The sequence below is a fragment of the Parasalinivibrio latis genome (genome assembly GCF_036825535.1).
Taxonomy (GTDB): domain Bacteria; phylum Pseudomonadota; class Gammaproteobacteria; order Enterobacterales; family Vibrionaceae; genus Parasalinivibrio; species Parasalinivibrio latis.
Genome location: NZ_CP098813.1, coordinates 1,030,514 through 1,048,994 on the forward strand (window position 1 = coordinate 1,030,514; position 18,481 = coordinate 1,048,994).

Sequence of the window (18,481 nt, forward strand, 5' to 3'; positions counted from 1 at the left end):
TTACTACTCATTGGGGTGTGATTTAAAGATGTGCATTTGGGAAGCACATGGCACCGCATGGTGCACTTCCACAGTTCGACGGGTGCCTTAAACAGTGTGCGGTGAGCCTTCTATGTCCGCACCATCCAGAGGAGGGAGTATGGCGCTAATTAACCCAGTTCATTGCATCGTAGATGTGAAAGAAGGGCTGTTGAAAGGGACGGAGCGGCGTTACAAAAAAACCTTTGCTGATCTAAGCGGCCTTTATGCAGACGAAGAGGCGTTTCGACAACTTGCGTCTGAATTGGGGGAGCGAGTCGTGTATGAAGTGACTGACTACCACCCGGGTTCCCGTTGCCAGGATCTGATTTTTGGTGTGACTTGTATGGTCCCAGGGAAGGTCGGGAACGAGTATTTTATGACCCGGGGGCACATCCACGGTATTGCAGACAGGCCAGAAATCTATGTAGGAAAGAAAGGGCGAGGCCTGATGCTGATGGAATCCCCGGAAGGGGAAACCAGGGTAATCGAAATCGGGCAGGATGATATCTGCTACGTACCGCCATTCTGGATACATCGTTCGGTCAATACCGGCAATGAAGACTTTGTGATGTTGTTTTGCTACCCCGCGGACAGTGGCCAGGACTACGGGATTATTGCCCGCTCCAACGGCATGAAACACCGGGTGGTGGATGATGGGAAAGGGGGATGGGTATTGGAGGAAAACCCGGCTTACCAGCCTCGGGATACCGAAACGGTTAACGCCCTGTTTGGGGAGGATGGGTAATGGAATTGCACCCTGCTACCAGGAAAACCTTTTATTTTATCGGAGTCTCGACACAGCAAAGTTCAATCATGAACGTCTTTCCTGCCTGGGCTGAATTTCTTGGGTTTGGTGAGGTTGAGATAAAAGGTATCGACTTGCCACTCCATGCTCCGGCATCGGATTACCGCCGGGTGACAGCTTTTATTAAACATGATCCCCTCTCTGTTGGTGCATTGGTCACTACTCATAAAATCGATCTATATCAAGCATGCCATGATCTCTTTGATGAAATCGACCTCCATGCCGGATTGATGGGTGAGACAAGTTGCCTCTCGAAGCGGGAGGGAAAATTTTGTTGCAGTGCCAAAGATCCGGTGACCTCCGGTTTTGCGCTTGAACATCTGTTAGCCCGACAACATTTTGCCCAAACCGGCGGGGCTGTGTTCTCGATGGGTGCGGGGGGAGCTACCATCGCCCTGACATGGCACCTCACCCAGAGCTGTCGGGGAGCAAACCGCCCGGAAAAAGTGATTGTGTCTGATACATCCCGGGAGAGGTTGGATGAAATCCGGTCTATCCATGGCCGGTACGAAATAGATGTTCCTTGCGAGTATGTACTGGTGACGGGCCCTGACACCAATGACGGAGTGTTGGCCGGACTTCCCCAAGGTTCATTGGTTATTAATGCAACAGGCCTTGGAAAAGACGGTCCCGGCTCTCCGCTGACGGATGACGCTGTTTTTCCTCAAAATGCCGTTATCTGGGAACTTAATTACCGAGGTGAGCTGGTTTTCCTGCATCAGGCAAAAGCACAGGAGGCCGGGCAAAACCTCAAAATTCATGACGGCTGGGTTTACTTCCTTTATGGATGGACCCGGGTGATCGCAGAAGTATTCGATGTAGATATACCGGTTAACGGGCCGGGCTTTGAGAGAATTTCACATATTGCAGCAACATCAGGCAAGGTAAACAAACGGTGAAAGGGGCGCACATGGGCAAAGGAAAAATTCTGGTTACTCCCCGATCCCTTTCCCGGGACGGGCACCCGTATTTCAGCAACCTGACGGATTTGGGGTACGAAGTTGTCTATTGCGAGCCTGGAATAATGCCGGACGAACCAACCCTTCTTGAACTTGTACCGGGGTGTGTGGGTTGGCTGGCCGGTGTTGAGCCGGTCAGTGCCAGAGTGTTGGATGCAGCGGACAGCCTGAAAGTGATCAGCCGTAACGGTACGGGTATCGATAACCTTCCATTAAACACCTTGGCGCAAAAAGGGATTGCACTTAAAAAAGCCGAGGGAGCTAATGCCAGGGGGGTTGCCGAATTGGCGATTGCTATGATGCTGGCTGGGTTACGCCATATCCCTGAAACGGCAACGGGTGTAAAACGGGGGGAATGGCCGCGGGTAATTGGCCGGGAGATACAGGGTAAAACCGTTGGGGTTATCGGTATGGGAGCGATTGGCAGCCAGGTTGCACAGATGGTAATGGGTCTGGGTGCCCGGGTCAGAGCCTATGATCCACTTCTCAATGGCCGCATGATCCTCGGGGAGCAACTGACTTTTGTCAGTCAGTCCGAACTTCTTTCTACGTCAGACATCATTACCTTTCATTGTCCGTCACCACAGGACGGCAAACCAGTATTGGACAGTGCTCGTATTGATACCCTCAAAGATGGTGTGGTGGTGATTAATACTGCAAGGGCTGCGCTGGTGGATCATAACGTGGTTTACAATGGCTTGCTGAACAACAAAATCGCCCTTTATGGCGCGGATGTCTTTCCAACAGAACCACCCAAACCGCATCCGCTCTGGCAGCATTCCCGGTGTATCGCAACCAGTCATATTGGCGGTTTTACCCGGGAGAGTGTTGATAAGGCAACCATATCGGCTGTTGACCAACTGCTGGATGTGTTGGAAGGACACGGCGATGGTTAACCGCCAGGTTGAAGTGATTGATGCAGCATTCGAGGGAACGTTGCCAGCGAAGCTTGCCCTTGGCCATGCTCCTGATACTGTCAGCCTTTACTGGCTGGGGCAGGCAGGTTTCGTGTTGGTTTGTGGCGAGCATTCTTGGTTGATTGATCCCTATCTCTCTGATTCACTGGCGGAAAAATATGCCGGTACGCGTTTTCCCCACACCCGGATGATGGATGCACCGATTTCAGTCGGTGAACTACCCTCGCTGCAAGGTGTGTTCTGTACCCACAGACATACAGACCATATGGATCCCGGGACACTTCTTCCACTGTTTAACTCTCCAAAGCAGAAAAATACCTGGCTTGTTGCTCCCCGAGCTGAAATCACGGAAGCCAGAATACGAAGCAGGTTACCTGATACAAAAATTAGCACTTTCACTGATGGGGAGTCACTGACATTTCCCGGAGGCCTCAGAGTATTTGCCATACCGGCGGCTCATGAGGAGATCGAGCGGGATAGTGCCGGTAACTGCGTATATCTTGGCTATATCTTCGAATTTAAAAGTGATAAGGGTTATTTGCGAATCTGGCATTCCGGAGATTGTATTCCCTACCCTGAGCTACCGCAGTGGCTAAGCCGGTTAAAACCGGATGTTGCTTTACTTCCTGTCAATGGCCGGGATAACGTTCGAAAAATCAACGGTGTACCTGGAAACTTCACCCTGGAAGAAGCCGTGAATATTTGTATTGAGGCCGGAATTACCCATATGGTTGCCCACCATGTGGGTTTATTCCATTTCAATACCGAAAATCCTGCTCGTATCGCTGCTTATGCGACTGAAAAGGCTGATATGATTTGCATCTGGCCCGCCACATTGAACCGAGAGTACAGGCTGAGCCTGAGATGACCAAAAACAGCAAGAGGAACCAGGCATTGCAGCAGAAACAACCTAACGTCATAGAGATGATTACCCGCTCGCTGGACACCCTTCGTAAATCAGACCGCAAAGTGGCCGACTGGGTGCTTGCCGACCCGAAGCAGGCAATAAACAGTACACTAGTGGAAACAGCGAGGGGTGCCGGGGTCAGTGAACCCACGGTAATGCGTTTTGCCACCGCTGTTGGTTGCACTGGTTTTCAGGATCTGAAAATCCGCTTGGCCCAGAGTGTTGCACTTGGCGTGACACCCACACATGCTGCTTTGCAGGAAGGGGACGACACTTCGGTGATTTCCCGAAAGCTGTTTGATTTTACCCTGACCAGCCTTGACTGGGCCCGGGAACACATTGACAACGACAGTATGGAAAAAGCTGTCGATATTCTCGTTAACGCCCGCCAGATCGATTTCTTTGGTTTCGGCGCATCCGGCATTGTTGCCCTGGATGCCCAGCAGAAATTTCCGCTGTTTGGTGTCCCATGCAATGCCCATACAGACTCGCACCAGCAGTTTATTGCGGCATCGATGATGTCTTCCGGCAATGTGGTAGTTGCCATCTCCAATAACGCAGAAACCAATGCGTTGATAGAAACGGTGAAGGAAGCGAAGGCCCATGGGGCGATGGTTGTGAGTATAACCGGGCGGCATGGCAAGCTCAGTGAACACAGTGACCTGTGCATTGAGGTAGAAACACTAGAAAATACAGACAGGTATACCCCAACCATTTCACGCATTGCCGCATTGGTGGTTATCGACATCCTGGCGACCAGTGTCTCCCTTAGGCGCGACGAATCACACCGTGACCGTATTTCGAGTATGAAAGAGCGGTTGTCCCACTTCCGGACCACCAATAACCAGTAACCCCGTTTTGGGACTTGTAATACCGGGAATTATTCAGCAGGAGGGCGTGATGGATAAGACTATTTTGGACTTACTTACCCGATGTAAGGTAGTGCCGGTAATTCAGATAAACCAAGTGGAACATGCTGCTCCGTTGGCCAAAGCGCTGGTGGATAATGGCCTTCCGGTAGCAGAAGTGACTTTTCGTACTGATGTAGCGGCAGAAGTGATTAAGGCAATGAAGGCGGCGGAACCAAGTCTCTGTGTTGGTGCGGGCACCCTGTTGACCAGAGAACAGATCGACCGTGCAATGGATGCTGGTGCCGAATTCGGTGTGGCTCCGGGACTGAATCCAACCACTGCGACTTACTGTAAAGAAAAAGGGTTCCCTTTTATTCCGGGAATCAATAATCCGGGTCAAATTGAGCAGGCCATGGAATTGGGGTTTTCCCTGCTGAAGTTCTTTCCTGCCGAGGCTTCGGGTGGTATTGCAATGGTTAAATCACTGCTGGCGCCATACCGTGAAGTTCAGTTAATGCCTACCGGCGGTATCAAACCGAGCAACTTACTGGAGTACCTTGCTGTTGACCGGGTGATATGTTGTGGAGGAACCTGGCTGACGGAAACCACCTTAATGGATGCCGGAAACTGGGATGAAATCAGCAACAGGATTAGAGAGACAGTAACAAGGGTTAACTGATCTTTCCCTGCCTTTGAGTAAATAAAGCCGGGTAATCAATCACCGGCTTTTTCGTATCTGAAGGAAATTTCCATCAGACAATCAGGCTACTTCCAGTGCCAGCGGGGCATGATCAGTAATGCCTTTGAACCACCCATACATTGGATCCGTACCGTCATTGTCAATATTTGGAGCCTTTCGGCCCTCTGCCAGATCTATCCGGTTTACCGTTCGCATTTCGATACTGTAACGGATCTCCCTGGTACGGTTGATCCTGCTGGCATGCAAGTGTGCGCTGGAGAAACAGAGAATGTCTCCTGGAGAAACATCCATGCTGATACGGTTGGTTTCATCTATAGGTTCCAATGGTTGGGGAACGGATGGGTAGGCGCAACGCGTGTTTTTGGGAGCGGATGAACGCTGGGAGAGAAATTCTTTAAAACTCCACTTATTGGACGTGTTGGCCAGAGGCCTTCGCCAGTAATCGGGGTAGATAGCGATGCTGCGCCCCGGCTCTAAACCGTAAATGGGAGCCCACCAGTTTTGCTGACAATAAATATTGCTTCCCCATGTATCGCGGTGGTGACCGATTGCCGAGTTCCAAGCCCCTTCAAATGAGGGGTGGCAAGGTACCACGCGAAGGACGAAGTGGTCGTAAAATGCATCATCAAGATCCATTCCACATTGGCGAAGTGCCCCAAAAAACAGGCTCTTTGCCTCATCGCTTCTGTGAATATCCCTTTGTGCTGCCCCTATTCGGTTCAAAAATGTACCTGGCAGCATATCCTGATGGGCAGTGACTGGGTTATTGCCATCAAGATAATACCTCAACATGCTGTCTGTGAACCGGATGAGAGCCTTCATTGCCGGTACCCGGGTAAATACGGCGACATCACCTTTGAACAGCAGGTCAGATCTTTCGTCATCAGAAAGGGGTTGAGATAAATATCTGGTGTTCATGTTTTGCGCCTCATGCGAGAAAGTCAGTGACTTAGATACTCATGGACAAGTGACCGCGGGTTGTTGGTTATTTCCATGAGTTGGCGTCTTTCCGGTATAGGGAATTTTTAGTCTTACGCTACCAGAAGCCTGCAGCCATTAACCCCACCGGCTAAGTATTATTAGATGAAATCAGTAACGGTGTTTCAAAAAAAAGAACTTTAGATTTTAACCGGGTGAATTGCTTTGATGGGGGACTTTGATATCAATTTTTATAATGTCGAACATTTAAAAACTTAAACTCACTTTGTTTCACATTGCCATCAAACGAAGAAATCAACCATATTTAAAATAAGGCCTTTCAATGTTGTTAACTTTGTTCTGGCTTTCAAACCGTATTTAATTGATTTCTGGCTTGTGCTGCTGTCCGGGGGCTTGGATAGGATCTTGATTTAACTATATGTATATGAATTGTATTATAATGGTTTTTAAATAATCATTTAATAAAAGATAAAGCCAGTTTCTCACATCTCAACTAATTTAGTGATTCCCTAATTAGCAAAATTCAAAACGAAATGTTGTGTGGGAAATATCACGAAGAGAACACTGATTTGTGATGTCCGTATTATAAATGCGTTGAAGGGGGAAATAGATAAGAAATTGTCGCCTATTAATATGACATCTGAAATGCATGAATTATATCTGACAAGTTTCGAGTACCCACTCCCGTACCACTTGGCGTAGTGACGTATTTATACCCCCTCCTTAAGTAAATTCCGGATTCTGGCCTTAACTGACGCTGGTTCGTCTTTTATCGCCATATCAAACAGTTCGGTAACTACTGGCCGATATTCTGGAAATTGGCGGGCAAGCTGGAAAAAGCCGTCATATGACCAAGCACGGACAAACTTATTGGGATCCGACAATCCTTTCCTTACAAACACCTCGAGTGAGCGTTTTTCACTTTCTGGCAAGGTAAAATAACGCAGGCTTTGCAAGAGGTGCAACCGGGACTCCCAATGTTGCAGCAGTGGCAATTGTTGAATAATAGTTACGGTGTCACTTTGTGAGGGGAGGTGCCCTTTTTCAAGGTGATGCTTGATAAGCCAGGTTACACCGCGTTCAGATTGTTGATCGGAAAGTAAGACTATGAGTTGGGTAAATAAATTCTTCCTGTTTGCGAACTGCCGGTAAATCCGATGAATTTCATCCTTGTCTTTCCCATCCCAATTGCTGAGTTGCTTACCTAGCGTTTCCATCTGTGTATTCCAATCTGCCCCTGAAGGGGGCAGATTAGGGTGAAAGTGACTTTATTGGCAACCGTTTGAGCCGCAGGCAATGATGTCGAGCACATCTTTGTTTTCAAGGTATCCGGTATGGGTTTTGAATGGTTCAGCGAAAAGGCCAAACCACGTAGTTGCATTACTGACAGGAATGCTTACGCTCGATACCCCTTTTTCGGCATAGTCATCTGTATCAATGTCGTAGCTCAACAGGTCGTTCGGATCAGTAAAAGAAACGACGTGAAACGAGGGTCGCAGTCGCTTGGTTGTCGACAATTGTTTTATCGCATCGGCAAAGGTTGCTGTGGGGTTGGAAACACAGGAGTTGACAGCATTTAGCAGCGGCAGTTGGTTGGAAGCCATAAACACTGTTTGGGTGTTGGAAAGTGCCTTGCCGGCAGCATTGTCCGTAGATTTAATCTCATCGCAAACCAATACATCACGAAGGATTTTGCTGCCGAGGCTTTCAGAAACAAAGAACTTGTTTGGTTTGACCGGCAATTTAGCATCTTCCTTTTCCACATAGTCGATGGCATCAAGAAGGGTTGTACGAATATCTTGCCCACGCTTGCCACCGTAAGTGGTGACATCTGAAAGACAGCCACTGACAAGTTGGTCTTTTACCGAGCCATTGATTTTTGCCTTGGTGAAATCATCGTACAGGTTACCCAGTGAACGTATATTGTTGAAATAGGCATAGTTAAAGCTGTAGATATTCAGTAAATATCCTTCTCGGGCAAGGGAATACTCTTTCAGGAAATAGTGGCGCTCTGGATTGGTATTTTTATCGTCTGCGACGGTAAATGCCAGAGGTGAAGACTCAGCCTTTATCTGCTTTAGTGCAAGTTTCTTGGCAATATCTTCAACGAAGTCATCCGCCCAGTCTTTAGTGTGGGGGCACATGCCGTGGATCATAAATACGGAAGATGCAGAATCCGGTTGGTAAAGCCCGGTAATGGGTTTTGAACCTAGATTTTCGTCATCTATGGGCGAATACGGGCTGCTACAGGCGGTTAAGACCAGGCAGCATAGCACTATCAGTTTTTTCATTGTTGGTACCTGATTGCTTAACGGATTCAGTCTTTAACGTCAAAGATATCTTTTAACTCGTCTTCAACTTCAGACGTCAGCTTATCTTTCTTGCTGTCGAGTGTTTCATGAAGTTTGCGCAGCGCCTGGGCAGAGAGCGACTCATCCAAAAGGGTCATCGACCAGGTTATGACATGGCGCTGCTCATACAAACTGCTGTCAGGCTGGCTTTTGGCTGGGCGGAGGCCGGTCAATGTGCGTGGTTTTGCCTTGGCGGCATCTTTTAGCTTGCCATCGCGAATTTTCAGTGCAGCGACGGTGTCATTGAATACAACCTGCTGGAGGGTGGTCTCCCCATCACGGGCGTAAGTCACCCATTTTATGGTCAGCAAAACGCTGCCATCGAATTTAGTATTCCCGGACAAGTGGGCCCAGTTGTGTTTTACCTTGCGGGGGTCGAAGGTGAGCATGTAAGTATAGTTGTCGTCGGTACTGAGACTGACTGGTATACGTACAGGGTTTGGCTTGTCATCATCCTTGGCTGTAAACGTAAAGGCGATTGTGTTGTTTGCAACGCCGTCCCTGATATTGCAGGAGAATGTCTCAGCGCCCTGGTAGATGGAAACCTTCTTTTTAATTTCCTCTTTGAGTTGGTTGGAAATCTCTTTCACAAATAGCTTGGCAGCCTGTTCAATCAAAAAGGGGGCAGCGGTTGCCAACAGGCTTTTATTGTCGGTGTCACAGATATTGGCGACGTTTCCGATGTTAGGAGTGACTTCATTTGGTCTCAACAGGGTCGTTTGCCCACAGCCTGCTAGCAATCCGGCAGTGAGCGCCAGGGTAATCACGTTTTTCATTCAACTGACATCCTTGTTTTTCAGGTAGAAAGCTGAGTGTAGAAATTTATGTGCATCAAACACAAAAACCGTGTTTTAGTATGTGATCTGTTCATATGAAACTTTGCACTTTGTCGATGAGAAGTGTCTGGGTTATGTAACACTTTTACGATGGCCGAAACGGGTAAGTTGGGTTAGGTTAAGTGATGAAATACCAGTGTTTCTTTAAACCCCAAGGAGTTGAGTAAATGGAAGTAAAAGTGGAGAAAATTGGGCTGTCGAGCCTTGATGCTGTGATTCCGCTTTTTGATTTATACCGACAGTTTTACGGTCAGGAGAGTGATACTGCGGTGGCTCGAGAATTTCTGACTGTCCGGGTCGCCAATGATGAGTCAGTTATCTATGTCGCCAGGGATGGACAAGGAAATGCCCTTGGGTTCACCCAGCTATATCCTTCATTTTCCTCCGTATCTGCTCGCCGGATTTGGATACTCAATGATCTGTTTGTATCCGAGGATGCTCGCGGGAAAGGGGTAGGTAAGGCGTTGATGAACGCAGCCCGGCTACATGCAACACAAACCTTCGCCAAAGGCCTTGCACTTTCGACCCAGAAAGATAATGCCAGTGCCCAGGCTGTGTATGAGTCTCTGGGTTATAAAAAGGACGATGAATTCTTTCATTACTTCCTGACACTTTAGCGCGTCTTTCATAATGCCCCGGTTGTTCACGGGGCATTATCAGTCACTGCATGACTGAAGTTTGGCACTCAGTTTCGCAGAGTTTAACGTTTTAATCGCCAATACCGTTGCCAGAATGAAGGTGATAAATTCAGCCATCGGAAGTGCTGCTAGCAACGGTATCCCAGGGATATAAAACCCAATAATCAGCAGCAGTGAGACCGGAAAAATAAATCCCCGGGCACAGGCGATGACAGCGGAAGGCTTGGGGTAGTCGGTCGCAGTCAATACCGATGAAATCAGCATATTCAGGGAAGAGAGCAGAAAAACCGGCCAGATAAAAGACAGATAGCCTGCAGCGATAGCCTTTGCATTTACATCGTCTTGGTTCAGGAATATGGCGGGAATGCTATCAGCGAATATCCAGGTAGCCAGCATCATTACGCTGGCCAAAACCCCAAGGGTAACCAAAGCGATGATCACAACGCTCCTGACTCGATCGTACCTTCCGGCGCCGGTGTTATAGCTCACCAGTGGGTGTACAGCGTCAATGATGCCGTAAAACGTCATCGAAGCGGTAAAAAGCAGGAAGTTAACCACAGAAAATGCAGCGACACCGGCAGCACCTGCAGTTTTCAGCATCAGCCAATTTACTACCCCAATAACAAGCCCGATAGACAGTTCATTAATTCCCTCAGAAAATCCGTTTTTCACGGAAGCAGTGATAAGTTTGTAGGGGAAGCGGTCAAGCCGCCAGTGAAGGTTCCTGTCAGGTCTTGTGAAATACCGGCTGATGACGGCCAACTGAATGCATTGAGCGAGTAATGTTGCCCATGCAGCACCGGCAAGCCCCAAACCAAGCCACCCCACAAATAAAGCGTTCAGGACAATATTGACCAAGGCACCGGTAAGCAGGGCTTGCGTGCCGATTTGGGGCTGGTTGTCAGCCCTGATGAAGTAGTACATCACCAGTGTACAGAGCTGAACCACCAAGGCAAACCGCATCACACCTACGTATTCATGCATGAGTGGCCACACTGCCTCAGGCGCACCCAGCGTGGCGTAGAGCCCGTTATCCCACACCGTCACGCCAATGCCGGTTAGGCAGGAAAAAACAAAGATGGAAATGACTGATGCTGAAAACAGGCGGCTGGCTTGATGTATTTGCCCCACCCCCAGCCAGTGTCCCGTTTTCACTGCGCCCCCGATTGCCAGTGTGAGGGCGACTGCAAACATCAAGGTCAGGCCCGGAACCAGGAGGGTAACTGCCGCCAGTGCATTTGAACCAACAAAATTGCCGACGAAAAAGCCGTCAACAAGCGAGGCCGTTGTAATTGCCAAAAGGCTTGTGAGCGCATGGCCGGCGAACCGGAAGAATTGAGGGGCAACCGGATCAGACACCAGTGGGCTGGCTTCCCTTTGAAGGCTGGATTCGTCCTGTAACAAATGTAACTCCAATGGTAATGAGAATTAATATCATGCAGATTGTTGACCAATAAGTTAACGGGATTTTACGCAAAGTAAAGTGCCATGATTGATTGACGAGGTGCAAAGATGATTGATTCATCTAGGTTAATTGCTGAGCAAGCCTCTTTCCGTGCCTTCTTGAACTGCTACTTAAGGGAGGTTGACCCTGGCGTTGATTGCAGACATACATTCAGCAACCGGGTTGGAAAGAGCGAATCAGCTGACTGCTTTGAATTTTCACTTCTATCTGTGCGGGCAAAGTTAAGGGTTGGGATTGAGTACTTTTCCCTCACAGGTTGTCACCGGTTTGGTAAATGCTGGGTACGCCAGCTCCATGAGACGATGTGGCAGGAAACTGAATCCTTTTCTGTCATGCTGATGCTGGTGCAGGAAATTTACCGCAGCTTTTGCGAGGGCGACTCTGAATTGCTGCGAGTCAGGGAGCTGGAATTGATCCACCGCCTGACGGACAGCTACAAGCTGATGGCCGATTACGTTGAGGCACAGCACCGGGGAATTTCAGCCGGGGATAGCTTTATCGATGGCGAGCAGGCGTGTGTTTTCGGCCATTGGTTGCACCCGACGCCCAAAAGCCGTCAGGGGATGGCTGAATGGCACCAACCGGCTTATGCTCCAGAACTCTCTGGGGAATTCCAACTCCACTACTTTGCAGCAAACAGCGAAATTGTGCACCAGAACGCGGCCCGTTCAAGTGTTGAAGAAATTGTGTCTTCAATGCTGGGGGATGCTTCTCAAACAGAAGAGCCGGGGCAGACCTGCCTTATCCCCATGCATCCACTTCAGGCACAGACCCTATTGCTCGCCCCGGATATCTGCGACCTGATTCAACAGGGAAGCCTGGCTTACCTCGGTCCCATGGGCAGGGAATTTACCCCGACGTCCTCAGTCCGGACCCTCTATAGTAGGGACTGCCCCTGGATGGTTAAGTTCTCCATCCCGGTGCGAATCACCAATTCCGTCCGCCGTAACCGCCGCCATGAGTTGGAAGCCGGTGTTATGATGGACAAGCTGATGGCTGAAACCGGGTTTGCGCAGAGCTACCCCTGTTTTCGCATGATTCACGATCCTGCTTACATCACGCTGAACATCCCCGGCCGTGAAGAAAGAGAAAGTGGCTTTGAGGTTATTTTCCGGGACAACCCGTTTATGGAAGGGAAGGAGCGGGGTATTGTCACCATAGCCTCGCTGACTGCAGAAGCTATTGGGGACATGCCTTCACGTCTGGCCCAAATTCTTTTGAACCTGACCGATGAAACCCTCTTGCCTGTAGATGAGGTCTGCCGCATATGGTTCCGGCTTTATCTCGACTGTTCAGTAAAACCGTTGATAACGCTTTATGACCGGCACGGCATTGCCCTTGAAGCACACCAGCAAAACAGCGTGCTTGATGTCAGTGAAGGCTACCCGTCTGCCTATTATTACCGGGACAACCAAGGTTTTTACCTGTCGGAACGCTACCGGGAGACCCTGTCAAAAATGGCACCGGAAGCGGGCGATATTGCATCCCTTTACTTTGAAGACCGTGAAATACGGGATCGTTTCTCCTATTACCTCGTGGTAAACCAGGTTTGCTCGGTGATCAGCCGTATGGGGGGGGACGGGTTGATTGCGGAAGCTCAGCTGGTGGATATGTTAAGGAGCTACCTGGCAGCATTGGGCGAGCAGCTAAACGGCGCGGGCAAAGACCTCATCCACTCCCTGCTTACCCGCAAAACCATTCCGGCAAAAGGAAACCTCCTCACTCGCCTTTATGATGTCGATGAGCTTGAGGCCGAAAATGAACAGGCCATCTATACCCAGTTGGCCAATCCCCTGACGGTTGCGCCGGTGTGGGCGTCAGAACCGGAGGAGGTGGGTTGTGCCGTTGCCTGATGACTTCCCGCACTGCCCCCAGACAAGGGTTATCCGACAGTTGGTGGAAGCCCTGTTGTTCGAGCGTTGCGTTGAAGCTGAACAGTGTGAAGACGAAGCAAACGGTATATGCCGGTATGTCTGGGTGATGCAGGATCGCACATACCGGTGTCATGCAAAGACAGGTGCATTTGACCGCGTCCGAATGATACCCGGAAGCCTTGAAGTTTCTGCAGGTGATGGGAATTGGTACCCCGCTGGCTTGTTGACATTGATAGCAGATCTTCCGGCAATGCCTGGTATCCGCAGGAAATTGCACGAGGAACTGAACCAGACTATCCGGCTTTGCCATTGGAACCATACACACCTGGAAAGGGCTGCAAACCGCAGGGAGTTAGATCTCGCCGAGATGGAGTCTGCCCTTGATGAAGGGCACCCTTACCACCCGTCCTTCAAGTCCAGAACCGGATTTACGGAAGAAGACCACCGGAATTTCGGCCCTGAGGCAGGTACCCCATTCCAGTTGAAGTGGGTAGCTATTCCACGGGAAAGGCTCCACCAGGCCTTGCCGGTTGATGACGAGAAATTCTGGCGCTCAGAATTGTACGGCCAGGATGGGAGCCGGAAAGAGTGGGAACTGCTGATGACCCGGTTACATGGTCAGGGAGGAAGCCTCAAAACTCATGGGCTTCTTCCCTTGCACCCGTGGCAGTGGACAAAGTTCCGTAATGGGGAACTGGCTGCCCGATTTGACCCTGTAAGTACCTACTTCCTAGGCAGTGCCGGGGACAGGTATGTTGCCAGCCAGTCGGTTCGAACCCTCTTTAACGTGGATAACCCGGCGAAGGCTAACATCAAGCTGTCCATGAACATGGTGAACACGTCATCCAAACGGGTGATAGAGCCAGTTTCTGTCTGCCCGGCACCTTCAGTTTCCCGCTGGCTGAAAGACGTTGTTGATTCGGACCCCCTGTTTTCAACCCGTTATCCGGTGACCTTGCTCGGTGAATATGCCGGTGGTATTGCTGACAGCAACGGTGAACTGGCTTACCTGTTCCGCGAAAGTGCGATGCAGTATATCGGCGCAGGGGAATCGGTCGTGCCGTTCAATGCTTTGATGATGGTGGAAAATGATGGCCGGGCGTTCATTGATGACTGGGTTTCACAATATGGGCTTGAAGAGTGGGTAAACCGGCTGATTGATGTTGCCGTGTTACCGGTTTGGCACCTTTTGGTGTCTCACGGCTTGGCTGTGGAAGCTCATGGTCAGAACATGGTTCTGGTTCACCGGGATGGATGGCCAGAGCGAATTATTCTGCGGGATTTCCACGAAAGCCTGGAATATGTCCCGTCTTTTCTAAAAGAGACTGACCGGGTTCCTGATTTGTCCCATATGCCGTGGGATTGTAACGGAGAAAATGCTGCACAGTATTACCAACAGCCGAACCTGGAACTGTTGCGTGAACTTGTTATGGACACGCTGTTTGTCTTTAACCTGTCCGAGGTTTCACACCTTCTGGATCACTGTTACTGCATGCCGGAGCCACACTTCTGGCAAAAAGTAGCCACCCGGCTTCATGCCTACGCCAAAGAACACCGGCTCGAGACGCGGCAGGCCATGCTCTGCTTTGATGACCTGAAAATCTACACCGAATCCCTGATGACCCGTAAGTTTTCGGGCAGCCATGTTGAGTACCACCACTTGGTGACCAACCCTCTGTTTTCCAAGATTTCACAAGAATGTGACGCTTATGATGTATCTGAATGATGATTACTTCAGCGAACAAGATTTCGCTTCCGCGGCGGTAAGGTTTGCTTCCATGCCTGTATTCCAGAACTGCAGTCACCACCGCTATGCCGTGTGTATTCCTGATACCTACCTGTGGTTATCGCTCTGCCTGTTCCTGAAAAGGGAAGGAAGTTCAGTACTGCCTGTCCACCCGGATATGCCAAGGGAAGCTGCGGAAAAGCTGGCCCGAAAAGCGGGCTGCCACCACCTTTTTTACCACAGTCTGGAGCCGATTGGATTGGATGGGGGCAAGGCTCCTGTACCTGGTGGTGAGTTGTACCAGATGAGTTCCGGGACAACCGGCGAACCCAAGTGTATCGCCCGGAGTTGGCAAAGCATTGAACGGGAACTGGAGAGTTATGTTTCGGCATTTGCCGAACCCAGTGACATGACACCGGTCATTGCCTGCCCGGTGACGCATTCATACGGGTTGATTGCGGGGTTTCTTGTGGCGTTAAAGCGAGGACAAGAGCCCGTGGTAATCAATAACCTAAACCCCAAATATATCCTCAGACGGATAAAAACCGTTGAGAAGCCGCTTCTGTATTCTTCCCCGGCCATGCTCAACACAATGGCCATGATGTTGCCACAGGGAAATTCCATTCATGCAGCCATGACCTCCGGTACGGTTCTCCCTGCTGGCTGGTTTACTGCCATCAAAGCCAAAGTCATCAACTTGTTCCAGCAATATGGCTGTTCTGAAGCCGGGTGTATTGCGGTTAATCCGCGTGTTGGACAGGCAGCGGATATTGGCTACCTATTGCCGCATTTTTCGCTGGTATCGCCAGATGCAGGTGGAGATACCGGGGAGATTGTCATCCGGGGTGAGGAAGGGTTGATACATACCCGTGACCTGGGCAGGTTGAATCCGGATGGGATGATGGTGTTTGCCTCCCGACTGGATGACACCATCAATGTCGCCGGCCTCAATGTGTACCCACAGGATATAGAGGATGTGGTGATGGCAATGCCGGGTATTGAGGATGCGGTCGTTATCCGGCGCAGCGACAGGTATGCGGGGGAGAGGGCAGCTTTGATGTTCTCGAGCGATAACCCGGTGGAAATTGATGATCTGCGGGCATGGTGTCAGGCGAGACTTGCCGGCTTCCAGATGCCAACTGTATTTGAGCAGGTCAGCCACATTCCCCGTCAGGCGAATGGAAAGGTCAGCCGTCGTGAAGTGGCGGCCTTATATGACGCCGGTAAACTGACGTACTGCCAATCACATAAGGAGGTGGTGCTATGACTGACCTGTCAAAACTTGACCTCATGCCGGACATGGCGGTGAACGGGAATGGATTGGCCAACACCACCACTGATGCTATTTACCGGGTGTTGCAGAGCACCTTGAACCATCCTCACCTTGAGGGATTCTCTCCCGCCTCCCGGTTAAATGAAGACTTGTATATCGACTCTGTGCTGCTGCTCCAGTTGATCGTCCAGTTGGAGTTGCAGGAAGGCTATGAAATCCCCGACAGCAGCTTTACCAAAGAGGATTTTTCAACGGTTGCCAGTCTGGTGGCGTTTCTTGACGGACTTGAAGAAAACGCTGTAACAGGGAGTGGTTCTCCGTTGCCGCAGCCAGACCCCGTTTATGAACACATGAATGTGCATGGTGAAGAGTATATCGATATCAAAGTTCACTGTTTTGTCAGCTGCGTCTGCGATTCCCTGAAACGGTGTCCGGGTATCGACCACCGGCCGTTTTACTTCTCTGTGTGGGATGCTGATTTTGCTGTCACGGAAGATGCCGTGATGACCTACCATGCGCCGTCAGTAAACCATGATTTCTTCCGTTACTGGTTTGAATGCCTTTACGGTATTGGCATCAATTCTTGGTATCAGGCAGACCGCAGTAAAGCTCAAAACATTCAGGCTTTGTGTAAGCGGGTGGAGCAATGTGGGGATCAGGAAAGCGTGATGGTGATGCTGGATATGTACCATTTGCCGGAGCGGGAAAACAAGTTCAACCAGAACCCTTTTCCTCACTACGTTTTACTTGAAACTACCGAAAACCCGGATGTTTGGCTGATGCGGGATCCAGATTACCGATGGGAAGGTGAACTCCCCAAAAAACGCATATTGCAGGCGGTAGATAAACCAACAGTTTCAGGTGGCTGGTTGCTTGATCGTTCCTCGGTAACGTCCCCAACACCGGATCGTATCCGGGAGTATTTTAATATCGCCTTCCAAAGCCGGGAAAACCCGCTGGTGGAAGGGTGCCGGAAAGTTATCCGTGCCCATGTTGAGGGCCTGCAACCGTTACCCCACTTGAATTTTGCCTTACGTGAACTGCCGGTGATCTCGGTGAGGAAGTATGCCTATGAGCATGGATTTGCATTTTTCTGGCGTGAATTGGTGTTGCCGGACGATGAGTTCGAATATTGGTGCGATGAAATCGAGGTGTTAATCCAGGGGTACAAAGCGATTCATTACCTCGTTGTAAAGCTCTCAGAAAGTCTGGAACTGTCGCTTCTGGAAGAGATCGATGATCAACTAAACCTAATGGACAAACAGGAGTTTCGCATCAAAGAAAAACTGCAGGAAGTTTTTGTGCAGTGGTGTGACGCAAAATGCTCTCCCGTGAAAGCGTTGGAAAGTGAGGTATTGTCATGAAGATTTCCCTGTGCACTATATCCTTCCGGCACCATTTGGTTTCACTTGCCGAGCTCGCTATCTGGGCGCAAACAAACCAGTTCCAGGGAATAGAGCTCTGGGCTGCCCACGGGCGAAACCTTGCTTCCCAGCAGCACCTCAACGGTAACTGGCTTGCCGCATTTGGTCTGGAAGTCCCCATGGTCAGTGATTACCTTCCCACAAGTGGGTCAGTTAAACAGATGGAGGACAAGACCCAAGCGCTTTGCCAATTGGCGCACCGCTGGCATGCAAGAAAGCTTCGGACTTTTGCTGGCAGTGCAGGCAGTGCTGAAACCCACCCTGATGAAAGGGAGAAAGTGGTTGGGATGTTGCGGCGCCAATGTGAAATCGCTGCCGACAATGGCCTGGAATTATTGGTTGAAACCCATCCGGGGACATTGGCGGATTGTGGTTCATCCACGGTTAAACTGCTCGCAGAGATTGATCACCCGGCGTTCAAGATAAACTTCGATACGCTGCATGTCTGGGAAGGGGGGGATGATCCCCAAACCTTGCTGGAACAAATACGGCCGTATGTTGCCCACTACCACTTCAAAAATGTCAGCCAGCGTCATTTATTGCCTGTTTTCACGCCGTCGAATGTCTACGCGGCAGCGGGAAGCCGGGAAGGAATGGTCCCGCTTTTCGACGGGCTGGTTGATTACAAGGCGTTTTTTGACTCTCTGGCTGATGATGACAATGTGGAAGGTTCACTGGAGTGGTTTGGAAATGATGTGTTCAGCACTCTGCAAAATGACCGAAGAAAACTCAGTTATCTGCTGTTGGGAAGGCACAAATCACCAGATATGTTGAGGGCTGTATGATGCTTCATGT

General features: G+C 50.0%; 17 protein-coding genes. 12 read left to right on the forward strand and 5 right to left on the reverse strand.

Annotated elements, in window-relative coordinates:
* Positions 1-139 precede the first annotated feature (139 nt).
* The 6 genes from NF212_RS21615 (at position 140) to NF212_RS21640 (ending at position 5,139) form a co-directional block, all read left to right on the forward strand.
* Positions 140-766 (forward strand): glucose-6-phosphate isomerase, encoded by a 627-nt coding sequence (locus tag NF212_RS21615; RefSeq protein ID WP_434360992.1) that lies wholly within the window; start codon positions 140-142, stop codon positions 764-766.
* Between the two features lie 68 nt (positions 767-834).
* Positions 835-1,725 (forward strand): shikimate dehydrogenase, encoded by an 891-nt coding sequence (locus NF212_RS21620; RefSeq protein WP_434360993.1) that lies wholly within the window; start codon positions 835-837, stop codon positions 1,723-1,725.
* An 11-nt stretch (positions 1,726-1,736) separates the two neighbouring features.
* Positions 1,737-2,681: a phosphoglycerate dehydrogenase gene (locus tag NF212_RS21625; RefSeq protein WP_434360994.1), complete on the forward strand. Its 945-nt coding sequence runs from the start codon at positions 1,737-1,739 to the stop codon at positions 2,679-2,681.
* Positions 2,674-3,570, forward strand: a complete 897-nt coding sequence (locus NF212_RS21630; RefSeq protein WP_434360995.1) for an MBL fold metallo-hydrolase — start codon at positions 2,674-2,676, stop codon at positions 3,568-3,570. Before NF212_RS21625 ends, NF212_RS21630 begins: the two co-directional genes overlap by 8 nt.
* A gap of 26 nt (positions 3,571-3,596) precedes the next feature.
* Positions 3,597-4,460 carry an SIS domain-containing protein gene (locus NF212_RS21635; protein WP_434360996.1) on the forward strand — a complete coding sequence of 288 codons (864 nt, stop codon included), beginning with the start codon at positions 3,597-3,599 and terminating at the stop codon, positions 4,458-4,460.
* Between the two features lie 49 nt (positions 4,461-4,509).
* Positions 4,510-5,139: a bifunctional 4-hydroxy-2-oxoglutarate aldolase/2-dehydro-3-deoxy-phosphogluconate aldolase gene (locus tag NF212_RS21640; protein ID WP_434360997.1), complete on the forward strand. Its 630-nt coding sequence runs from the start codon at positions 4,510-4,512 to the stop codon at positions 5,137-5,139.
* Between the two features lie 81 nt (positions 5,140-5,220).
* On the opposite strand, the gene NF212_RS21645 is transcribed toward NF212_RS21640, so the two are convergent.
* The 4 genes from NF212_RS21645 to NF212_RS21660 all read right to left on the reverse strand — a co-directional run bounded on the left by NF212_RS21645 (position 5,221) and on the right by NF212_RS21660 (position 9,226).
* On the reverse strand, positions 5,221-6,078 hold the full coding sequence (locus NF212_RS21645; RefSeq protein ID WP_434360998.1) for a hypothetical protein: 858 nt from the start codon (positions 6,076-6,078) through the stop codon (positions 5,221-5,223).
* Positions 6,079-6,809: 731 nt separating this feature from the next.
* Entirely contained in the window at positions 6,810-7,316 is a 507-nt protein-coding gene (locus NF212_RS21650) for a hypothetical protein (protein ID WP_434360999.1), read from the reverse strand.
* 51 nt (positions 7,317-7,367) lie between these two features.
* A complete protein-coding gene (locus NF212_RS21655) occupies positions 7,368-8,390 on the reverse strand; it encodes a hypothetical protein (RefSeq protein WP_434361000.1) in 1,023 nt (340 codons plus the stop codon).
* Between the two features lie 26 nt (positions 8,391-8,416).
* On the reverse strand, positions 8,417-9,226 hold the full coding sequence (locus tag NF212_RS21660) for a hypothetical protein (protein ID WP_434361001.1): 810 nt from the start codon (positions 9,224-9,226) through the stop codon (positions 8,417-8,419).
* Between the two features lie 227 nt (positions 9,227-9,453).
* Here NF212_RS21660 and NF212_RS21665 point away from each other — a divergent pair, with 227 nt between their 5' ends.
* Complete coding sequence (locus NF212_RS21665) at positions 9,454-9,903, forward strand: GNAT family N-acetyltransferase (RefSeq protein WP_434361002.1); 450 nt, start codon at positions 9,454-9,456, stop codon at positions 9,901-9,903.
* Positions 9,904-9,942: 39 nt separating this feature from the next.
* Here the strand turns inward: NF212_RS21665 and NF212_RS21670 are convergent, their stop codons facing one another.
* Complete coding sequence (locus tag NF212_RS21670; RefSeq protein WP_434361003.1) at positions 9,943-11,328, reverse strand: MATE family efflux transporter; 1,386 nt, start codon at positions 11,326-11,328, stop codon at positions 9,943-9,945.
* A 108-nt stretch (positions 11,329-11,436) separates the two neighbouring features.
* On the opposite strand from NF212_RS21670, the gene NF212_RS21675 reads away from it, so the two are divergent.
* Genes NF212_RS21675 through NF212_RS21695 form a run of 5 tightly spaced genes read left to right on the forward strand, consistent with a single transcriptional unit; the run spans position 11,437 to position 18,471 of the window.
* Positions 11,437-13,242 (forward strand): IucA/IucC family protein, encoded by a 1,806-nt coding sequence (locus tag NF212_RS21675; RefSeq protein ID WP_434361004.1) that lies wholly within the window; start codon positions 11,437-11,439, stop codon positions 13,240-13,242.
* Complete coding sequence (locus NF212_RS21680) at positions 13,229-14,989, forward strand: IucA/IucC family protein (RefSeq protein WP_434361005.1); 1,761 nt, start codon at positions 13,229-13,231, stop codon at positions 14,987-14,989. Before NF212_RS21675 ends, NF212_RS21680 begins: the two co-directional genes overlap by 14 nt.
* A complete protein-coding gene (locus NF212_RS21685; RefSeq protein WP_434361006.1) occupies positions 14,973-16,256 on the forward strand; it encodes an AMP-binding protein in 1,284 nt (427 codons plus the stop codon). Before NF212_RS21680 ends, NF212_RS21685 begins: the two co-directional genes overlap by 17 nt.
* Positions 16,253-17,626, forward strand: coding sequence for a DUF6005 family protein (locus NF212_RS21690; RefSeq protein WP_434361007.1), 1,374 nt, complete (start codon positions 16,253-16,255; stop codon positions 17,624-17,626). Before NF212_RS21685 ends, NF212_RS21690 begins: the two co-directional genes overlap by 4 nt.
* A complete protein-coding gene (locus NF212_RS21695) occupies positions 17,623-18,471 on the forward strand; it encodes a sugar phosphate isomerase/epimerase family protein (protein ID WP_434361008.1) in 849 nt (282 codons plus the stop codon). Before NF212_RS21690 ends, NF212_RS21695 begins: the two co-directional genes overlap by 4 nt.
* Positions 18,472-18,481: the final 10 nt, after the last annotated feature.

What these genes read in the sequence shown, in the direction of transcription:
- NF212_RS21615 (WP_434360992.1), top strand. Translation starts at nt 140, where the DNA reads ATGGCGCTAATTAACCCAGTTCATTGCATCGTAGATGTGAAAGAAGGG.
- NF212_RS21695 (WP_434361008.1), top strand. Translation starts at nt 17,623, where the DNA reads ATGAAGATTTCCCTGTGCACTATATCCTTCCGGCACCATTTGGTTTCA.
- NF212_RS21625 (WP_434360994.1), top strand. Translation starts at nt 1,737, where the DNA reads ATGGGCAAAGGAAAAATTCTGGTTACTCCCCGATCCCTTTCCCGGGAC.
- NF212_RS21650 (WP_434360999.1), bottom strand. Translation starts at nt 7,316, where the DNA reads ATGGAAACGCTAGGTAAGCAACTCAGCAATTGGGATGGGAAAGACAAG.
- NF212_RS21685 (WP_434361006.1), top strand. Translation starts at nt 14,973, where the DNA reads ATGATGTATCTGAATGATGATTACTTCAGCGAACAAGATTTCGCTTCC.
- NF212_RS21665 (WP_434361002.1), top strand. Translation starts at nt 9,454, where the DNA reads ATGGAAGTAAAAGTGGAGAAAATTGGGCTGTCGAGCCTTGATGCTGTG.
- NF212_RS21660 (WP_434361001.1), bottom strand. Translation starts at nt 9,226, where the DNA reads ATGAAAAACGTGATTACCCTGGCGCTCACTGCCGGATTGCTAGCAGGC.
- NF212_RS21640 (WP_434360997.1), top strand. Translation starts at nt 4,510, where the DNA reads ATGGATAAGACTATTTTGGACTTACTTACCCGATGTAAGGTAGTGCCG.
- NF212_RS21645 (WP_434360998.1), bottom strand. Translation starts at nt 6,078, where the DNA reads ATGAACACCAGATATTTATCTCAACCCCTTTCTGATGACGAAAGATCT.
- NF212_RS21620 (WP_434360993.1), top strand. Translation starts at nt 835, where the DNA reads ATGAACGTCTTTCCTGCCTGGGCTGAATTTCTTGGGTTTGGTGAGGTT.
- NF212_RS21675 (WP_434361004.1), top strand. Translation starts at nt 11,437, where the DNA reads ATGATTGATTCATCTAGGTTAATTGCTGAGCAAGCCTCTTTCCGTGCC.
- NF212_RS21690 (WP_434361007.1), top strand. Translation starts at nt 16,253, where the DNA reads ATGACTGACCTGTCAAAACTTGACCTCATGCCGGACATGGCGGTGAAC.
- NF212_RS21630 (WP_434360995.1), top strand. Translation starts at nt 2,674, where the DNA reads ATGGTTAACCGCCAGGTTGAAGTGATTGATGCAGCATTCGAGGGAACG.
- NF212_RS21655 (WP_434361000.1), bottom strand. Translation starts at nt 8,390, where the DNA reads ATGAAAAAACTGATAGTGCTATGCTGCCTGGTCTTAACCGCCTGTAGC.